At 74.6% G+C, this 20882-nt stretch carries 5 protein-coding genes; all 5 read left to right on the top strand.

The features are described from left to right. Window positions 1-18: 18 nt before the first annotated feature. Window positions 19-14496: a lonely Cys domain-containing protein gene (locus IF99_RS0127275; RefSeq protein ID WP_234340878.1), complete on the top strand. Its 14478-nt coding sequence runs from the start codon at window positions 19-21 to the stop codon at window positions 14494-14496. An 18-nt stretch (window positions 14497-14514) separates the two neighbouring features. After that, on the top strand, window positions 14515-15153 hold the full coding sequence (locus tag IF99_RS0127270) for a type VII secretion system-associated protein (RefSeq protein WP_051703712.1): 639 nt from the start codon (window positions 14515-14517) through the stop codon (window positions 15151-15153). Window positions 15154-15238: 85 nt separating this feature from the next. Beyond that, window positions 15239-16183, top strand: a complete 945-nt coding sequence (locus IF99_RS0127265) for a type VII secretion system-associated protein (protein ID WP_031000484.1) — start codon at window positions 15239-15241, stop codon at window positions 16181-16183. 478 nt (window positions 16184-16661) lie between these two features. Further along, the gene (locus IF99_RS0127260) at window positions 16662-17579 is read left to right on the top strand and encodes a type VII secretion system-associated protein (protein WP_234340877.1); all 918 of its coding nucleotides are present in this window, start codon (window positions 16662-16664) and stop codon (window positions 17577-17579) included. After that, the coding region (locus IF99_RS0127255) for a hypothetical protein (protein WP_051703711.1) at window positions 17576-20882 on the top strand (3307 nt) is incomplete at its 3' end. The genes IF99_RS0127260 and IF99_RS0127255, both read left to right, overlap by 4 nt.

The following is a 20882-nucleotide window of genomic DNA, read 5'->3' as shown; positions in this document are numbered from 1 at the left end:
AATGGTGTCCGGTCGCCGTTGACGTGGGGCGATCTGCGGTTCGCGGTCGGTTCGTACTTCGCCGCCAACGGTCAGCCGGAGCCTCCGTTGCCGGTGGCTTTGCAGTTCCTGCTGGTCTCGGCGGCCGGTTCGGTGGGTATGGACCTGGAGCTGTCCTGGTTCTCGATCGTCCCCAGTCATCAGAGCGTGCGGGCCTGGGACGGGCCTGCCGCCGGGCAGGCGCTCGGCAGTGGGACGACGGGGGACGCGGAGATGTCCCTGTTCGCGCCACCGCCGGGGACGGCCGCGCCCGCGCCTGCGCCCGCGGTGAACTCTTCCGCGCCGCCGGCCATGTCGGGCAGGTTCATGGGGCCGAACGACCCGATGTTGTCGCCGAACGGCCTGCTCAAGGGTCCGTCGGGGCGTGCGCAGGGCCGTGACTGGACAGGCAGGCCCGTGGTGGGCCGGGTTCTGCCGGGGCGGGTGCGGGTCGTCGAGACCCGGCCGGGTGCCGCGCCGAAGGAGGTGTCGAACGAGCCCGCGCCGTGGCCGGACACCGCCTACGTCGTGGCGGCCGAAGGCGAGAACGGGCGGGTGCGGCTGCCGGACGGCCGGGTGCTGGACGCCGAGGCGGTCGCTGACGCGCTGGCGGCCGACCCCGAGTTGGCGAAGCTGCCGAAGGACGTCCCTGTCGTGCTGGCCATTCCGTTCGCGGGGGAGCAGTACCAGGCGACGTTGCGGGCGGTGGCCGACCGGCTCGGCCGGACCGTGTGGGGCCCGAGCGGCGAGGGGCGGCTGGTTCCCGACGGGTCCGGGAACGGGCACGTACTGGTGCTGATGGACCGTTCCCCGGACGCGGCGGTCGGCGCGTGGGTGCCGGTGCCTCCGTCATCGGCGGCGACCGCGCCGTACGCGGACCGTGAGTGGACGGCGCTGGACGGGACGACGTTCCGCGACAGCGACGTGCTCACCCGTCCGCTGATGGACGACCACCATGAGTGGCTCGGCCGGTTGGCCGTCGCGGAGGAGGACGGGCTGCGCCGGCGGGAGCGGCGTTTCCGGACGTACCGCCGGATGAGCCGGCTCCTGCACAGGCTGCCGGCCGGTGACGGGCGCTATACGGCGAGTACCGAGCAGATCGCTCCGGATCCGGCCGTGTACGTCTTCGGCGCCCATGGTGAGCCGGGCAGGATGCATCTTCCCCTCCGTGACGGCCGGACGGTGACGCTGGGCAAGGAGGATGCCGCGCGCTACATCTCCGGGCTGCCCGAGGTGCGGGAACTGCCGCCGGGGCACCGGATGCATCTGGAGGTCTGCTGGAGTTCTTCGGACGGCGATCCGCTGCGGGACCAGCCCGTGTACGCTCCGGCGCCTCACGTCGACGATCCGCTGGGCGACGTGCCGCTCGACCAGCTCGTGTCCAACGAAAGCCGGCGGGATGTCGAAGGCAGCACCAGGCACACCGGTCTGGACGACACCGCCCGGGTGGTCGTGGGCGCGGCGAACGGTGTGTTCGGACGCCGGGTCCGGCGCCGCCCCGAGCCGCTGGACCACGAGCTGGACCAGTTGGCGCGGGACGCGGGGCTGCACCGTGGCCCGGCCGCGGTGTCCCCCGAGACGCGAGAGACCACGCTGCGGCTCGTGCGTGGGCTCCGCTCGGCGTTCGGCCTGGAGGTCGAGGACGACCGGGGCGTGCCGGGGGGCCGGTACGAGCGGGCGCTGAAGGGCATCGGCGCGCTGGAGCGGATGCGGGCGAACGACACGGACATCGGCCACCTCGCACCGTTCCGCCAGGACATGTTCGACTTCTTCGTCCAGGCGCACACCGGCCGGGCCCCGGACCCCGCCGGGTATCTGTCCCTGCTCGACTTCGCGGCGGCCCGGGTCGCGGCCGATCCGGGTGCGAAGCTGACGAGGGCGGTGCCGTCGCCCGCTGTCCAGGTCACGCTCCATCAGCTTTCCCGGCAGGGCGAGCAGGTGACCCGTTTCGTGCAGTCGCTGCCCGCCTCGGCCACGTTCACCCCCCGGCACGTGGCGTCCACCTTCTGGGCCATGGTCCGTGCCGCGCAGATCTTCGGCTCGCTGTCGTCCGCGGAGCGGGAAGCGATGGGCCGCCAAGTCCTGCACCTCGACGCGACGGTCGCCTGGAACCGGTTGTGGCAGGAGAGCTTGTGGGCGCTGACGGCCAAGGCGATAGCGGAGGGCCTGGACGTCTCCGACCGGGATCTGCTGGCCGCGTACCACCTGAACGAGAGTGGTGCTTTCGCACAGGCGGCGATGCTGACGCAGGGCTCGCACATCCAGGGCGTCAACTGGTCCGGGACAGCCGCACCGGCAGGGATCGACTGGGTCAACGTGCGGCAGATGACGCCCGGGCCCGACGGGCTCGCCATGCGTCCGGTCCAGCCGGAATGGACCGGCCCGGGCGTTCCGATGCCGCTGCTGAACGTCGTGGAGGCCGACCGGGCCGGGAACATCGTGCTGCACGTCCCCGGCCTTGCCCCCGTCCGCGTCTCCGAGAACGAGTACCTGGCGTTGCTGGACATGTCTCCCGGGCTGCGCACGGTCCCCCTGGACGTACCGGTGCTGTTCCTGACCACCGGCGACGGGGCACTGAGCCCCGAGCTGGTGCAGCGGTTCTCCCAGCGCACCGGGCGCCCGGCCTTCGGCTACGGCGCGCCGATGACGCTGACCAGCGCGGACCCCTCGATCCCGCTCGGCATCCGCGCCCTCGTCGACCCGGCCACCAACGCCCCGGGCCCCTGGATCACCGCCACCCGGCTGCTCACCACCGCCCAGACCACCACCGCCCGGACCACCGCCTTCGGGGCCACCGCCCGGGACGACGCGACCGTCTTCGGCCCCACGGCTCCCACCACGCAGGCCACGGACCCGTTCGTGGACCCGAACGCCCTGGTGCGGGACGCCTCCGGCACGGTGCGGGGACGCGACCTGACGGGGACCCTGACCGACCGGGTGCGGACCGACCGTGTGCGGGTGGTCCTGGGCGGGCTGGGCAAGCCGGAGGTGGAGGAGCCGGACCAGTCCGCGCCCTGGGGCGGCGAGGCGTACGTGATCGGGGACCGGGCCTTCGACGGGCGGCGGCTGAGCCACGAGGAGTTCGCGGAGAGGCTGGCCCACGACCCGGAGCTGGCGAAGCTGCCGCCGCACGTGCCGGTGGTGCTGGCGATTCCGTACGCGGGGTCGCAGTACATGGAGCTGATGCGCGCGGTCGCCCTCCGGATGGGCCGGCGGGTGTGGGCGCCCAGCGGTGACGGGCGCCTGCGGCACGACAACGGCCTGGGCGCCTCTGTGCCGACGATGATGGTCCGGAACACCGAGGGCTGGCACGGCGACTGGGTGCCGTTCGACCCGCCCGCGGTACCCGCGCCGTTCGAGGACCGCGAGTGGACCGCCCTCGACGGCACGCTGTTCCGCGACAGCGACGTGGCCACCCATCCCCTGGTCTTCGACCGCAGCGAGCGGTTCGGCCGCATCTCGATGGACGACGACATGGCGGTCCGCGAGGACCGGCTGCGGAGCTTCTTCCGCAAGAAGCGGCTCCTCCACTACGTGGCCACCGCTGACGGCGACAAGAACGTCAGCTCCGAGGCGCTCACCCCGGACCGCGCGGTCTACGCGTACTACGCCCACGGGACTCCGGGCGCGATGTCACTCGTCCTGCGCGACGGCCGCACCGTGTGGCTGTCCGCTGCCGACGGCGGGCGGTACATCGGTGGGCTGCGCGAGGTCAGGGAGCTGCCCCCCGGCCACCGGATCGGCCTGGAGGCGTGCTTCGGCCTGTCGGCCGGCGACCCTGACCGCGATCAGTGGGAGGGCCGTCCGGTACCCCGTGTGGAGGACCCCCTGGACGACGAGGGGCTGTCGCTCGCGCAGCACACGGCCAACGCCGGCCGGCTGGACGTCGAGGCGAAGTCCTCGATCGCCGGGGTCGGCGAAGACTACTTCGCCGTGGAGGACACTCCGGGAGGTGTGGTCGGTCGCGTGGACCGCGTCCGCCCGGAGCCCCTGGATCACGAGCTGGACCAGCTGGCGCGCGACGCGGAGCTGCACCGCGGCCCGGGTGCCGTGCCGCCGGAGACCCGTGCGGCCACGCTGCGGCTGGTGCGTGCGCTGCGGGAGGCGTTCGGCGTCGCCGTCGAGGACGACCGCGGTGTGCCGGGGGGCACGTACGAGCGGGTGCTGAAGGGCATCGGCGCGCTGGAGACCCTGCGCCTCAACGACCCGGTCCTGCGGGCGACCACGCCGTTCCGGATGGAGATGTGGACGTTCCTCGCGCGGCGGATCGGCGGGGACACCCCGGACCAGTCCGCCTACCTGGGGGTCCTGGACGCGGCCCGGGGCCTGGTGGCCGCGCGCCCGGACGCTCGGCTCGGCGAGATGGTGCGGGACACCGCCCTGGGGTACGCGCTCGACGAGTTCTCGGGCGGCAACGGACTGACCCTCGTACAGGGCACGCTGGACCTGCCCGATGTCACGCAGGCGGGTCCGAAGGACATCACACGGGCTTTCTGGGCCACCGTGGCCGCGGCCGACCTGGTCCTGTTCCGGACACCGGACGCTGACCAGGAGAACCTGGGCCGCGGCGTCCTCCACATGGCGGCCACGGACCCGTGGACCGATGACCAGGTCATGGAGCTGACGCTCCTGGCGGCACGGGCTCACGTGAGCGGCCTGGACATCACCGACCGGCACGCGCTCGCCGCCCACCACCTCAAGGAACTGGGTGCCTTCGAGGAGATCCTCACCGACGGCAAGGAGGCGACCGGCTACAACTGGAGCGGCCGCCCGGCCCCGAACGGTGTGGACGTGGACCAGTGGTACGCGCGGGTGAAGGGCAGCCCCAGCGGCACCATCCGCACCGTTGCTCACCCGGCGAAGTGGAAGTCGGACGAGTCACCGGGCGCAACAAGAGTGATCTGGACCGGGACCGACCAGGGCACCGTGGTGATCCACCTGCCCGGACACCCTCCGATGCCCGTACCCGACGAGGAGCTCTGGGCCCTCCTGGACCTCGCCCCGTTGGTGACCGAGGTGAGCGTCGGCACCCCCGTCGTCTTCCCGATGCCCGAGTTCGGGGCCGACGGAGGGAAGCGGCCGCAGGCGTTCTCCGACCGGACCGGCCGGAACGCCTGGGCCTACACCGGACCGCTCGACGTGCTCGAGGAAGACCCGTTCGACCCGCTGCGCATCACGGCCCTCCGCGAGAAGAAGCTGGGGCAGTGGAAGACGACCGTCTGGAAGGCCCGGCCGGTCCTGCCGTCCTCCTCCGGGGCCGTCACCACGGCCGCCGCCCCCGCGTCCCGGCCGGCACCGCTGACCCGGCACGACTCAGGCGTCGGGACATTCCACTTCGCGCCCGGAACCTCGCCTGGCGCCGGCTCGGCCGACGCGGTCCGACAGGGCGCGGGGCCGGACGGCAGCGGCCGCGACGGCAGCGGTTCCGTCGAGGGGGGCGAGCGCTCCGTCCTCGCGTATCCGGTCCCCGTCCAGATCAACGCCACTCGCGTGTCCCCGGCAGGTCAGGCGGACACCCCGGAGGCGGGCACCGCCGACGACACCGCCGGTCCCACGGGCACCGGGACCGCCTCCGACGACTCTCCGGGCTGGGCGGTGCCGTCCTGGCGGCCCGCCGGATCACCCGGCGCGGTGCGGTTCGCGAGCATGTACCGCGACCGGGCGTGGCGGCGTCGCAGTGCCGACCTGGAGCTCGCGTTCGCCGAGCACACGGGCCGGACCGACGGGCTCACCGAGACCGTCCGCGACGCGGTGTCCCGTATGTACGACGAACTCGCCGCCCGCCACGGCGAGCACGCGGCCCAGCGCGTCTTCTTCGCACCGGACGCGATCCCGGCGGACCCGGCCGCGGAGCTGGAGCGGCTGCGTACGCTGCCCCCGGGACCGCTCGCCGTCGACGAGCTGATGACCGCGCTCACGTACGCCTCGTACGCGGGTCCGGGGCTGCCGCGCGAGGCGGCCGAGGCCCTGGTCCGTCCGGCCGGCCGCCGTGGGCGGTACACGGCGGGCAGCGCCTACCGCGAAGTGCACGACAGCCGGGGACTTCGCCGGGTGGGCGGCGAGCACGGGCCCGCGCTCCGGCTGTTGCGCACCTACGCGGCGCTCGGCGCGTCACCCGCCGAACTGCTCGCGCTGCGCGACGCGCTCGTCGCCTGGGCGATCCCGGCCGACCTGCAGTCGCTCCCCGAGATCCTGCGCGCCTCCCACCGAATCGGCCTGGGAACCGACGCGGAACGCGACCTCGCGCTGCGCGACGGCGCCGGACTCCACGCCTGGGTGGCGGACGCGGTCAGGACGTCCGGCCGGACCGCCCCGGGCGATCCCTCCGCCGGGCGGTTCGTCCCGCCGCACCGCGCGCTGTACGCCGAGCGGATGAGGTTCGGCCGGGACAACACCCGCAGCAAGCTCGATCTGCCCGAGGGCCTGGTGGCCCTGGTCGACGCCGCGCTCAACGGGACCCTGCCCGCCGACACGGACCGGAGCCGGGCGCTCCACGCGTGGCTGGACCGCTACGGCGACGCGGGCAGGCAAGCACTGGAGCGGCTGGACCCGGCGCACCTGACGGCCCTGCACCTCTACAGCGGTGCCGACTACCGGCTGATGAAGGCGTTCCTCAACGGCGAGCGGTTCGGCGCGGGGATGGGGCGTCGCCTGGTGCGCCTCAACGCCTGGGCGATGATCTCGAAGATGGCCGAGGTCGGCGCCTGGGACCTGCTCCCGATGACGTTCCGCCAGCGGGACGGCTTCGTCGCCCTGTACGACGCGATGTGGGACGCGGACGACCTCCAGGAATCGACCCCCGAGGTGGCCCGCCTGCGGCGCCGCCTGGACGCGATGGCCGACGCGGTGTACGAGGAGCTGTCGCTGCACGTCGACATGGCGGTCGAGGCGCTGGAGATCCTGCCCCCGGTGAACGAGGACGTCTGGTGGGGCGACCGGGGGCTGCCGGGCCCGCTGGACGCGCCGTCGACGGACGGTCCGGTGTACGGCCGGGACCGGATCACGGTGCCGTTCTTCCGGAGCACGGCGCTGCGGCAGGATTCGGCACTCGGCTTCATGTACCGGAGCAAGGGCACTCCCGGGGACTCGCATCGCGGGCTGGTGCGCGTGGCGCGCTCGACGGCGCGCGAGGTCAGCCCGTTCGTGGTCTCGCCGCTGGAGACGGAGGTCCTGTATCCGCCGGGCGCCTCTTTCGACATCTCCACCCGGACGATCGTCCCGGCCGGTGTGACGACGACCTCGTACGAGTCCATCGACGCCCGGGAGGCGACACCGCGTCAGGACGCGTCCGGCGCCGCTCGGTGGGCTCCCGGACTCGTCTCCCCGGACGGGCTGTTCGGCATCGGTCCGCGGACCACCGGCGTCGAGGGCGGGGAGCGGCCCGAGCCGGTGCTGCGCCCGATCCACGGGGAGGACGGCGAGCTCATCGGCGTGGCCTCGTTCGACGACGCGGACTGGGCGGCGCGACAGGACGGGTACGGCCGGCTGGACCGTGCGACGGGCTTCGTCTCGTGGGAGCGGGACGACGCGGGCCGGCCGGTCGCGACGGAGCAGGCGCTGCCGGGCGGCGGCACGGCCGACGGCACGTTCTTCTTCGCGTCGCACGGTGGCGCCGAAGGGCTCGCGCTGGTCACCGAGGACGGTGGCGTGCGGCGGGACGACGGCTCGTACGCGGGGCGGCTGCTGCGGTCGGCGCGAGGACGGGGCTTCCGCAGTGTGACGGTGCTCGCGTGCGGTCCCGGTGAGGTGCCGGGCAGCGAGGCGGAGGCCCGGGCGCGGGCCAGGCGGTTGGCGAACGGAGCGGGGCTGCCGGTCCATCTGCCGGTGGGGCGCTCGGCGGTGTCCGGCGCGTCGCCGCACCTGCTGGAGGACGCCGACGGGCGGGCCACGGTCTGGGTGACGGAGTACCCGGACAACTGGTCGGGCCCCCGCGTACCGGCCCCGGGCGCGGGAACCGGGCGGCGCACCGCGTTCGGCTATCCGTCCGCCGAGCAGTTCAACGTCACGGGAACCATGCGGGACGCCACCCCGGAGCAGCTCGAAAACATCGACGCGGCCGAGGGAGCGCCCTGGTCGGTGTCCTCCTGGCGGCCGGCCGGGGCCCCGGACACGCCGCGCTTCACGGGCCTCTACCGGGAGCGCGCTTGGCGGCAGGCCGCCGTCGACTGGGAGGACAACCTCGCCGAGGCGCTGAGCTACGCACCCGAACCCACCGAGGCGGTCGCACTGGTGGCGCGCGGGGTGTACGAGCAGCTCGCCGGGCGCAACGGGGAAGAGCGGGCGGTGCGCGCGTTCTTCGACCCGGACGCGATGCCGGAGGACCCGGCCGCCGCGTGGGCGGAGCTGCTCGACGCGCCCCCCGGGCCGGAAGCGCTCGACGGGCTGATGCGGGCCCTCGTCCGCGCCGCCTACGCCGGCCCGGGACTGCCCCGCCGGATCGAGGAGGCCCTCTCCGGCGACGAGCGGGTCGACGCGGACAGCGCCTACCGCGCCGTCTTCGACAGCCGGGGCTTCCGCCGGGTGGGCGGTGAGCGCGGCCCCGCGCTGCGCCTGCTGCGGATGGCCGCCGCGCTCGGCCTGCCGGCCACCTCGCTGCCGCTGTTCCGGGCCGCTCTGGTCACCTGGCTGATTCCGTACGACCTGCAGTCGCTGTCCGAGATCCTGCGCGCCTCCCACCTGATCGGGATGGGTGCCGCGGACGAGCGCGCCGCCGTCACCCGGGACGGTGCCTCGCTGCACGCCTGGACGGTGCGTCACTTCCTCGAGAGCGGGCTGATCAGCCCCGAGATCGACAGGGACACGCTCGACGCCCTGCTCCCCCCGCACCAGGACCTCTACCAGCAGCGCATGACATTCCCGTTCGAGCTCACCGGGACGATGGCCGTGCCGGACGCCCTCGTCAAGATGGCCGACGCGGTGCTCAGCGGCGAAGTGCCGTCCGGCTCCTCCCGCAGGCTCCAGGTCATGGCCGAGTGGATGGAGCAGTACGGCGACCGGGGCGCCGACGCGCTCAGCCGGCTCACCCCGGCCCACATCACGGCCCTGTACCTCTACAGCTCGTACGACTACCGGCTGATGAAGGCGGTGCTCAACGGCGAACGGCTGGGCCAGGGCCTCAGCCGCCACCTGGTGCGCTTCCACGCCTGGCGTTACATCCTCGAGTCGGCGCGCGAGGAGGAGCTGGAGAGGCCGCCGCTCACCCTGGTCAGCCAGCCCGAGTTCACGGATCTGTACGAGGAACTGTCCGAACTGCCCGATCTCGACACCCCGAGCCCGGAGCTGGCCCGGCTGCGGCGCCGCGTGGACATGATGGCCGACCGGCTGCACGACGAGCTGAAGCTGCACATCGACATGGCCATCGAGGCGCTGGAGATCCTGCCGTCCGTCGGGCGGACCGTCTGGTGGGGCGAGCGGGGGGCGCCCGGGCCCCTGGACGCGCCGGCCGAGAACGGTCCCGTGTACGGCGCCGGGACGATCGACGTACCGTTCTTCCGCAGCACGTCGCTGCGGATCGAGGAGGCGACCGACTTCGCCCTGGGCGACAGGGCGGTTCCCGCGCGTACGCACCGCAGGCTGATCGAGGTCAGGAACTCGACGGCGCGCGACGGCACGCCCTTCCTCAAGCACCTGTCGGAAGGCGAGGCGCTGTACCCGCCGGGCATGAGGTTCGACGTCGTCAGCCGGCGGCTCGTCGAAACCCGCCTGCGCCCTCCGATGCTGAGCGAGGTGGCCGAGGAGGCGACCCCGCTGCCCGACGGCCTCCCCACGGCGTCCCAGGCCGACCCGCTGCCCTACGCCCCGGCCGCGTTCGAGGACTCGGTGGACGCCCTGTTCGACCTCGGTCGCTCCGACTCCGACCTGTCCGACGCCGAGGCCTCGGACAGCGACGGGTACTCGGACGCCGATTCCCGCCTCGGAGACGACGACCGCTTCGACGCACCGGCCCCCGCGTATCCGAGGTCCGACTACTGGAACACCCCGTGGGCGGGCCACGAGACCGCGCCTTCCGCGGAAGCGATCGCCGTCCAGGAGATCCGTGAGGACGGCCGGACGGTCGGGAAGGCGTCCTTCACCCGGCGCGACTGGGCGCTGCGCGAGCCCTTCTACGGCCACCTGCCCCAGGCCACGCACTACACCGAGTGGAGCCGCGGCCCCGCCGGGGAACACGTGGCCGTGCGGCGTCCGCTCCCCGCCACGGGAGAATCCGGCACGTTCTTCTGGACGTCCCACGGCCGGGAGGGCGGTTACGCCGTCGCCGGCCGGAACGACATGCCCATCGGCGCGGACAGCGAGATGGTGGGGCACGTCCTGGGCCAGGACCTGCCCGCGGCGGGCTTCACCAGCATCACGGTCCTCGCCTGCGACACCGGGAGCCGCCCCGCCACCGGACCCCGCGCCGCCACCGGGGCCGCCACCGCGCCCCAGGGACAGGACGACAGCCTGCGGCGCGCCGTCGAACGAGCCCAGGGGATCGCCGACTTCACCGGCCTGGACGTGTACCTCAACACCGGCCGGACGGCGGTCACGCCCGGCGAGGACGAGGAGGGTGATCCGACGGCCGAGATCCACCTCCTGGAGTCCGCCGACGGGGGTGCCACGGGCTGGCTGCATGTCCGCCCGCGGTTCCGGGCCGGCGCGGACCCGAGCCTGGCCGAGCCCGCGCCCGCACCCTCCCTCGTGGCGGCGGGACCGCCCGCGCGTACCGGCCCGCCCTGGTCGGTGCCCGGCTGGCGGGTCGCCGGCTCGCCCGAGGCCGTACGCTTCGCCCCGCTGTACCGGGAACGGGAGTGGCGACAGCTCAGCTTCCAGTTCGAGCAGACCCTGGCGCGGAAGCTGGCCGCCGACCCCGAGGCCGTCCAGGGCGTCACGAGGGCCGTCGCCCGGCTCCACCACGTACTGGCGCAGCGGCACGGCGCGTCCGCCGCGGACGCCGCCTTCTTCCAGGGGCCGGAGGCCGAGCGGTGGCTGGGGCAGCCGGACGCGGTGCGCCGGTTCCTGGCGTCCGGGCCGTCCGCGCCCGCCCTGATGCGGGCGTTCGCCCACGCGGCGTACGGCGGCCAGGGCCCCGTCACCCTGCGGCACACCCTGCCCGGCTGGCTCCGCTCGCCGCGCGCGCCCAGGCCGCCGGGTCCCCGCCAGGGGGCGTACCGGACCGCGCACGACCTGCGCGGGTTCCGCCACGTCGGCGGGACGGTGGGCCCGGCCCTGTGGCTGTTGCAGGCGTACGGGGCGATCGGGGCGAGCAGGTCCGAGCTGACGGCCTTCCGCAAGGCGCTGCTGTCCTGGTCGATCCTGACGGACACCCATTCCCTGCACGAGGTGCTGCGCGTCTCGCACCTGGCGGGCCTGGGCACCGAGGCGGAGCGCGCCGCGCTCGCCCGCGACGGTGCGCGGCTGCACCAGTGGGCCGGGCGCGCCTTCGGCATCGGCCCGTCCCTGCCGCACCACCACGTCTACGACAAGAGGACGCGCTTCGTCTCCAGGTACGACCTCGCCGTCCCCCAGGACATCGGCGCGGCGCTGAGGGCGGCACTGACCGGAGCCACGCCGGACGACGAGTCCCACCAGGAACGGGTCGAGGTGGCCACCGCGTGGCTGCGGCGGTTCGGGGACGGCGGCGTGGCGGCCCTGCGCGCCCTGAGCCCCGGTCACCTGACCGCGCTGTTCCTCTACAGCGGCGAGGACCACGCGCTCTTCAAGACCTACGTCACCGGTGGCCGCTTCGGTGAGGCCGTCGGCCGCTGGATGGTCAGGCAGCAGGTGTGGCGGTACGCGCGGGAGGACGCCACGAACGACGACACGCTCCTGCCGGAGCTGTTGATCTCCGACGAGGACCTCCTCGACGCGGTCGACGCGTTGCGGAACCTGGGCCCGGAGGCGACCGGCCCGGCCGTCGCCGAGGTGCGCCGCCAGGTGTACCGGGTCGCCGACAGGGTGTACGACGGCCTGGCCGCGCACGTCGGCATGGCGGCCGAGGCACTGGAGATCCTGCCGCCGCTGAACGGACAGGTGTGGTGGGGCGGCTGGCTGCCTGGACGTCTGGACGAGTTCCCGGGGAACTCGCCGCTCCTCACTGCGGACACGCTGTACATGCCGCGGTTCCGCAGCACCACCGAGGACCCGGCGACGGCGATCGGCTACACGCGGGGCGACGCCCGTGAGATCGGCGACGCTCAGGACCGGCACCCGATGCGGGGGTTCGTGGACCACTCCACCGCACGTGTGGTCACGCCGTTCTCGGCGTGGCTCGAAGAGGACGAGGTGCTCTACGCGCCGGGCATGGCCCTGAACGTGGTCCTCCGCGAGATCGAGACGGAGCCCAACACCGGGCGGCTGTTCGCCGACTACGAGTTCCGGGAGGCGCCCGCCTACCCGCACCCGGCCTACCGCAACGCCGAGGGCGAGCCGCGGCCGCGGATCGTGGAACTCACCGACGACGACGACGCCGGCGCCCACGACGACGCGGACACCGGTCCGGCACCGGCGAACGACGAGAACACCGCCGTGGCCCCGGAGGTTCCCGCGCCCGTCGACGGCTACCGGCGCACCGGCCCGTACGCCGCCGAACTCGACGGCACCGTCTTCGCCCTCCACGAGTCGCCGGGTGAGGGCGACCGGAGCGTCGACACCCTGCTGTTCGCCCTCCGGTACGTGGCGGCCGACGCCCTGGGACAGGCGGGCATCGAGACGGCCGAGGACTTCCGCGGCTGGCTGGACGGTTCCCTCACCGACGACGACGTGTCCGACGTGCCGGTGGAGCCGCTCGACACGAGCCGGGACATTCCGCTGCGGCTCCTGGACAGGATCGGGGTACGGCTCGGGACCGCCCAGCGCGCGGAGGCGATGCTTCTCGGCGACCGGTTCCCGGCCTCGCGGGTCCCCCTGAGCCCGGCCCAGCATCTCCGGGTGCTGCTCGCCGACTCCTCCTACGGGACCGAGGGCGGGACCGTGCCGATGGCGCCGCTCGTGGCGGCGGTGGTACGCGGGCTCGGCGTGACGGTGGCCGTGGCGGACCCGGCCGGCGAGGTGACGTTCCACGGTGAGCGCTCGCGGAGCGCACCGACCGCCCTCCTGGTCCAGGACGGGGACCGCCACCTCGCCGGACTTCCGGACGGGCCGGGCGACACCACCGCCGCGAGCGAGGAGCGGCTGCGCCGGGTGGCGGACGCCCTGTCCTTGGCGCCGGTGTCCGTCCTGCGCACGGCGACGGCCGGGCAGGCGCCGGGGTGGGTCCGGGCCCGCATCCGCTACATGGAGGAGGCCGTCCGCTTCGAGGAGCGGCTGGGCCGGTATCTCGGCGGCCACGAAGAGGCCAACGCCCAGCTCGGCGTGATGGTGCGCGAGCTGTGGGAGCGGGCCGTGCGGGCGGGCCGCTGGCCGGAACTGGGCTCGGACGACCGCACCGTCGACGGCGCCGTGGGCACCGGCCGGGACCGGCTCCTGGCGGTGGTGGAGTCGGGCAATCTGCGGGAACGCATGGGCATGCTGTGGATCGGCGGCCAGTCACCGGACGGGCGGGGCGGCCTGATCTCCGACCTGCTCGGCAGCCCCGACCCCATGCCCGAGGTGATCACCGCCGAGTACGTGGCGTCGAGGCCGCGGGCGCGAGAGATGGCGGCCTACGAGGAGCTGACCGGGCGGCCGGACAGGACGCCCGAGGAGCAGGCGCGCATGGCCGAGGCCGAGCGGGCGCTGCGGACGCCGGTGCGCCCCGAGGACCTGTCGCCGCCGCTGAGCGAGGCCGAGCGGGCCCTGATGCCGGACGACGGCGTTGCGTGGATCCCGGGCACGAACCGCTTCGCCATCGCCATGGACACCCGGCCGCAGTCCGAGGCCGAGCGGAACGGCGGCCTGGTCCTGGCCGGCACCTCGGGCTCGTCCCACCGGCTGATGTCGCAGGCCGCGAAGATGCGCGACGCGTGGGGACTGGACGTCGACCTGGGCCTGGTGCGCCTCGCGCTGATGGCCGAGATGCTGCAAGCGAGGCACCACTCGCTGGACGAGATCATGCGGGGCTCCCAGCTCGTCCTCGACCGGCTGAGGCAGAGCGGTGAGGCGGTGCCGGCCGACCTCGACTACGTCGGCAACTGGGGCCGTTACCGGAATATCGCCCCGCTGACCGAGGCGGAGCTGCGGGAGCACGTGGCCGTCGACGGCAAGTTCCCCGACGAGCACGCGGCGGACACGGCGGATTGGCCGGCGGGCGCGGAGCGGGACGAACCGGCCGACCCGGCCGATCCGGCGGTGGCCGAGTGGTCGGCGGAGCACCGGGACGTCCTGGAGGATGTCCTGGACGCGCTGAGGGCCCTGGGCCCGCTGGATACACCGGGCCTGGACGGTCTGCCCGCCTCGGACGACGGTGTCCTGACGGCCGACCGGCTGGAGCGCCTGGTCGACGCCTGGTTCCGCGCGCGGGGCCTGGAGCCGTCCGGTTCCCTGGCCGACAAACTCCGCCACATACTGAACGACCGTGCGTAACATCCCAGCGAGGAACTCATGAACGACAACACCGCCGCCGGGGCGCCCACCGCCGGGGCCGGGGCCGCCGACGACGCCATGCCGCCGGTTCCCGACGACATCAAGGAAGCCGCCCGGCTCGCTCCCGACCACTGGCTGGGCATGGTCGACCCCGCGTGGTCGGGGGAGGGCGAACCGCCCGACTGGGCGGTGGTGGGCCAGTGGAGGTCCGGCCTGGACGGCGACATCGAGGAGTGGCGCCCCAACGAGGCGTACCGCCCCTCGCCCCAGGCACTCGGCTGGTCCGCGCCGACCGATCCGGTGGACGAGGCGGTCCAGCTCGCCGCCACCGGCTACGGCCCGGGTGAGGCGGTGCCGCGGACGCTGGCCGTGGCGGAGGTCGCCGTCCTGCTGGGCCCCGGCGGCGTCCCGTTGTCGGCCACCTCACCCGACGGGACCTGGGTGGTGCCCGTCTTCACCTCCCCCACGTACCTGCACGCGGCCGGGCGCTTCGGCTACGAACTGATGCCGGTTCCCGACGTGGTGGACCGGATACCGGCGGGCCACGTGCTGTACCTCAACCCCTCCGGACCGGTCGGCATGACCGTGGAGACCGACGCCCTGCGCCGGGCGGTCGAAGCGGCGGCCCAGGAGCCCGGCCCCGGCGACCGACCGTGACGCACCGCACACCGCGGACCTCGTACCGCACACCGCGGACCTCGTACCGCACCTCGCACACCGCATCCCGATGGAGTTGCCTCCCATGACGAGCCCTTCCGGTACTCCGGACCACGAGCCTGAGAACACCGCCGAGGCGGACAGCGCGGACGGGCCCGTCGGCGCGGGCCCGGGCGGCCCGCCCCCGGGCGGTCCCGTCCAGGGCGGTCCGTCCGCCGTGCTGAGGGGCCAGCCGGGGTTCCGGGAGCCACCCGAGGACTACGTCAAGGCCGCCAAGACGGCCCCCAACCACTGGCTGTCCGTGATCGACCGGCACTGGAACGGTGACGAGGGCGAACCCGCTCCCACCTGGGCGAGCCTCGGGCGCTGGCGCAGCGACGAGAACGGGGAGATCGTCGAATGGGAGGTGAACACCGACTACCGTCCCTCGCCCGACGCGCACGGCTGGGCCCCGCCGGTCAGCCCGGTGGACGCCGCCGTGCAACTGGTCGCCACCGGATACGCCTCGGAGGATGTGTTCGCCCTGATGCTCGCCGACGCCGAGGTGGCCGTGTGCCTCGACGAGAACGGCGGCCTGGCGGTGACGGACGCGGAGGACGGTACCGAGGCCGTGCCCGTCTTCTCGCCGTCACCGGAGCTGGAGGACGACAGACTGCCTCCGCACGAGGTGATGTCCGTGCCCGCTCTCCTGGACCGGTTGCCGGAAGGGAAGGAGGTGCTGTTCCTCAGCTCCTCCGCCCCGGTGGGACAGCTCGTCACTGCGGGCTCGCTGCGGGAGGCCAAGTCCGACCTCGAGCGGTACGAGGCGGAGGAGGCCGCCGACGTGTGGTCGACTCCTCCCGCGCCGTCCGGCGGCTCGCCCGAGGGCTTCGCGGATCTGCCGGACCTCGGGTCGGTCGAGGGATGGCCCGACTTCCCCACGGACGCGCAGTGGCCGACGGACGAGACCGTGGAGGGCGGGCCGGGCAGCGGCGACGGGCCGGCCGGGAGGCCGGAGCGGCCCGGGCCCGCAGCGGCGGGAGAGAACTGATACGCGGGTGGCCCCGGCGGAGACCGCCGGGGCCACCGGCGGACCGGAGCGGAGACGGCGAGCGCGGCCACCGAACTCGCAACCGTGATCCCACGGTTGGCCTTTGAACGGTATCCTCGGGCGCGGTACTCCAAGGTCGTCTCCTGCCCGTGACCGAGGGCGGTCTTACGCGTGGTCGGCGATTCCGCTCTCTGTCCGCGCGGTGGAACGCGGAGGCGACGGGCGGCGCCTTCCCCGAAGCACGACACTTTCGTGGTCTGCGAACGGGGCGTCAGGAGCGCGCTGCCGGAAGCGGCCGGGAACGAAGTCGTTCTCGGACCGGACCACGATCCCGTCCTGTCACACGATGTTCACGTTCCACACCCCGCCACCTCACGGAAGGGAACCCCGACTTAGCGGTCTGCGCCACCAGACTGTTAACTGATGAGGGTGAGTTCGAAAGGATGGACCGTGTCTTCTGTTTCTGGAGTGCCCGCCGGTGAGTGAGTACGACGACAGGGCCGTCCCGGAGAAGGCTGTTCTGCCCGAACCAGAGCCCTTCCCCGATGCCGAAGACGCCGGGGTGATACCGGTGTTCGGGCAGATCGCCACCGAGTCCGCCGCCGTCGCGCCCGCCGCCACCGCCGTGCCGACGGCCGTGGCCGACGAGGACCGGAGCGACGAGGACCGGACCGACGGGGCGGACGGCCCGGCCGCGTCCCTGCCCGAACCGCCCCCGGAAGTGGTCGAGGCTGCCCGGGGCCTGCCCGACCGGTGGCTGAGCGTTCCCGATCCCGCGTGGTCGGGCGAGGGCGCGCCGCCCGCCTGGGCGATCCCCGGCCGGTGGCGTACGGACTCCACGGGCACGGTGGTGGCGTGGGAGGACAACGAGGAGTACCGCCCCTCCCCGGACGCGCTCGGCTGGCCCAGGGCCACCGACCCGGTCGAGTCCGCGATCCAGCGCGCCGTGACCGGCTACGGACCCGCCGGGGAGGTCCTCCGTACGCTGGCCGCCGCGAAGGTCGCGGTGCTCGTCGGCCCCGACGGCGAGCCGGTGGCCGTGCGGTCGGCGCAGGGCGAGCCGGTGATCCCCGTCTTCACCAGTCCCGCCTACTACCGCGTCGTCGGGACGTTCGCCGCCCGGCTGGTGCCGGTGCCCGACGTGGTCGAGGCGCTGCCCGAGGGGCACTCCCTCTACGTCAACCCGACCGGACCGGCGGGGATGGTCATGGAGACCGAGGCGCTGGCCGAGGAGATCGCGGCCCAGGAGCGCGGCGAGGCCCGCCCGGTGAGCGTGGACGCGACGGGAGAGCCGGGGACTCCGCGCATCCACGCGGTACGGGTGGCCGATCCGGCGGTCCGGGCGACGGACGACGAGGCGGGCGAGGCCCCGGTCGGCAGGAGGCCGGAGGAGTGACACCCTGGGGTGGTCCCTTCGCGCGGCGCCGCCGCGATCGTTCCGCGGCTGTCGCCAAGCGCCTGCGGGACGACGGTGTGCCCCCGGCCGGTCGAGCACCGGCCGAGGAGGAGACGCCGGACGCGCCGGAAGGCCTCCTGGTCGAGGACCATGACGGTCTGCTGTTGCTCCGGACCCCCTCGGACGACACGCTCACTCCCGCCGACGTCGCCGACCTGGCGCGCGGCATGCGTAACGACGACGGGACCGTGACCGTCATCGCGGGCGCCGAGGGGATGGAGGCCGCCTCCTTCTGGCCGAGGCTGAGCGAACTGCTGGACTCACTGAGCGAGTCGGGCACCGAGACCGTACGGCTGGTCATGGCCGGTGCCGGGCACGACGTCAAGGACCGGCCCGCCACGGCACGCCGGATCGCCGACGCCTGGGGGTTCGAGGTGAAGGCCCCGGACGGGCCGCCCCTCGTCGTACCGGGCGGCTCGCTCTTCGTCCCGCCCGCACCGGAGGCAGACGGGACGCCGGCGGCGGGCGGCTGGTGGCGGTTCGCCCCGGGCGCGAACCCTGAACCCCTGGGCCCGCGCAGCCCGGGGCCGTCCTGGCAGCCCGCGCTGCGTGGCGCGCCGTCGGGTACGGCCGGGGGGAGCGTGGTGGAACAGATCCCGGCCGGGCTGCTGGTACGCCCCGCCGAGGCCACTCCGGCCCAGCCCGGCGACCTCTACCACGCCGTGCCGGTCGATCCCCGGCGCCCGGCCGTGGTCATCGGCGTGCCCTACGGCGAGGACGTGTCGGCCGAGGAGGTCGCCGAGGTGCTCGCGGCCCTGCCGGAGGAGGTCAGGTCCGGCGTACGGCTCGCACCCGGCGGGCGGCGTGACGTGCTGCCGCTGGCGCAGTCGGTGTCCGACCGGCTGGGCGCCGACGTGGAGGTGATGACCGGTCTGCCGCTCGTCGCGGCGAGCGGTCCGCTGGGGTCGTACACCGTGCGGTCGGTGCTGGCCGCACCGGACGGCACGCCGAAGTGGATACCGTTCGTGGACGCCGTCGTGTGCCGGCCGCCGGACGGGGAAGGCCGTGCCCGGCCGCCCCGGCTGCTGCGCTGGACCCCGCCGCTGCCGGGCCCCGCGCGCCCGGAGGAGGGCGTGGTCGACCTGACCGACCGCTGGCAGGTCACGGTCACCAGGGCGGGCCTGTGGCTCGGCCCTCGGAACGGCCCGAGGCTGTCCCCCACGGCACGCCGGGTGGACGCCTCCGGCCCGGTGATCGAGCTGGGCATGCCGGGCGAAGTCATGGACGCGTCCCTGTGGCCGGTCCTGGCGAACCTGCTGGGAACCCTGACACCGGCCCTGCGCGAGCGCGCGACACTGCATGTGCACGGCGTGTCCCAGGACGGCGGGCGCGAACTGCGCCGACTGGCCGCCCATTACCGCCTGCGCACCCTCCGCTACGCCGCTCCCGCACCGGCACCGGCCCGCCCGAGGCCGACGGCTCAGACCCTGGGCCCGGCGGCCCAGCCCCAGGTCCAGGTCCCGCCCGGCCAGGCCGCCCCGGCCGGGGCGCCGCCCGCGCCCGCACCCGGGTCCGCGCACGCACCGGTGTCGCCGTCACCGTCGGCGGTACCAATGGCGACCGAGGGAACCCGGCCGGCGACGGCGCCCGTACGGGGGACCGGACGGCCGGAGCGGGCCGCTGCGGCGGAGGCCGGCTCGCCCGGGGCCGTGCCACCGGCGGGACGCCCGGGGGCACGTACGGGCCACGGGCCTGGTCAGGGACCACAGACGGGGTCGGGGCAGCCGGGGCAGCCGTCGCGACCGGGGCAGCCGGGTCTGCCGTCGCGGCCGGGGCAGCCAGGTCAGGCGGGGCAGCCAGGTCAGGCGCGTCGGCCGGGACCGTCGGGGAAGCCGGACCTGCCGTTGCGGCCGCTGCCGCCGGGCCGGGCCCCAGGGTCCGGGCCCGACCGGCCGGCGGAAGGCGCCGGGCGGACCGTACGGGCCGAACGCGCCCGGCAGCTCAGGGAGGCCATGGCCGCGGCGGCGAGCGCGAACAGGACGATGGATGGACGCGCCGAACTCGCCCGGCAGGTGAGGGAGGTCATCGCCGCGGGCGGGGCGGCGGAGACGGGCACGGGTGTGCCGACGAGCGCCGGGGCGCCCGTACGGACCCCCGGCGCGGGCGCGGGCCCGGCCGGAGTCCCCGGAGGCGCCGGGGCAGTTGGGGTGCCCGGAAGGCCGAGTACGCCTGAGCAGCCCGGGACGCCCTCGGACCCCGGCGGGCGGCCCGCGCCGGACGACTGGTCCGGCGACCCCGTACCGAGCGGGTCGCTGGGACGCCCCAGGAGGCCGGGCGCGGCCGGGGAACCGGCGACCGGCACCGCGGGCGGCCCCACCGTCCCGGCACCGGCCGAACAGCGGGAACCCGCCGGGCCCCACGGAGCGCCGCGGCGTGCTGAGGAGAAGGACGCCCGGACGCCGGCTCTGGACGCCCGGCGGAGCGAGGCCCCCCTGCGGGCCGACGGCGCGGAGACGGCCGACAGCACCGGCACGGGCCACGGTCCGATGCGGCCCGGCGGTCCGGAACGCCTTGATGGTCCTGCCCGGGCCGACGTCCCCGCGAGGGACGACTGCTCCGATGCGGCCGGTGGCCCCGCGCAAGGCGGTGACGCGGTGCGAAGCGGTGCTTCCGTGCGCTCGGGGGGCACCGGGGCGACCGACGAGCCGGGACCGACCGGAGAGCCCTCCCGCACCCCGCACCCCGGGGCGCGCGAGGGAGGCGTGGAGCACGAGCGGCCCGAGCCGTCCGGTCCGGTCGACGCACAAGGAAACGGGCACGACGGACGACACGGGCGCGATGCCCAGGCCGACCTCCCCGGGGCGACCGGTCCTCGTACCGCCGGTCCTGACACCGCCGGTTCTGACGCCTCCGGCCCCGCAGGGGAGGAGAGCCCGGCGTCGGCAGACGGTTCGGAGCCGCCCGCGACGCGCGGCCCTGCCGAAGTGCCCGCGAGCGATCCCCGGCCGAGCGAGACCGAGGCCCCGGAGCGGTCCGACGACGTGCCCGCGCCGAAATCGGTGCGCGCGGAATCCGGCACGCCCGCCGATCCGGCGGCGGAACCGGGCGCTGCGCGGAGGGTACGGGACGAAGCGGGTGCGGGCGAGGCGGCGCAGACCTCCGACGCCTCGCAGGATCCTGGAACCCCGGGGACCTCTCACGCACTTGACACCCCGGATGCCGGAACCGGCGCCCACACCGAGACCGATGCCGAGGCCGACGCCGACGACCCCCACGCCCCCCAGGACCTGTCTCTTATACACA

It is taken from the genome of Streptomyces sp. NRRL F-5630, from assembly GCF_000719475.1.
Taxonomy (GTDB): Bacteria; Actinomycetota; Actinomycetes; order Streptomycetales; family Streptomycetaceae; genus Streptomyces.
Note: the sequence above shows the minus strand (reverse complement) of the source record. Positions and strands in the feature narration are given on the sequence as shown.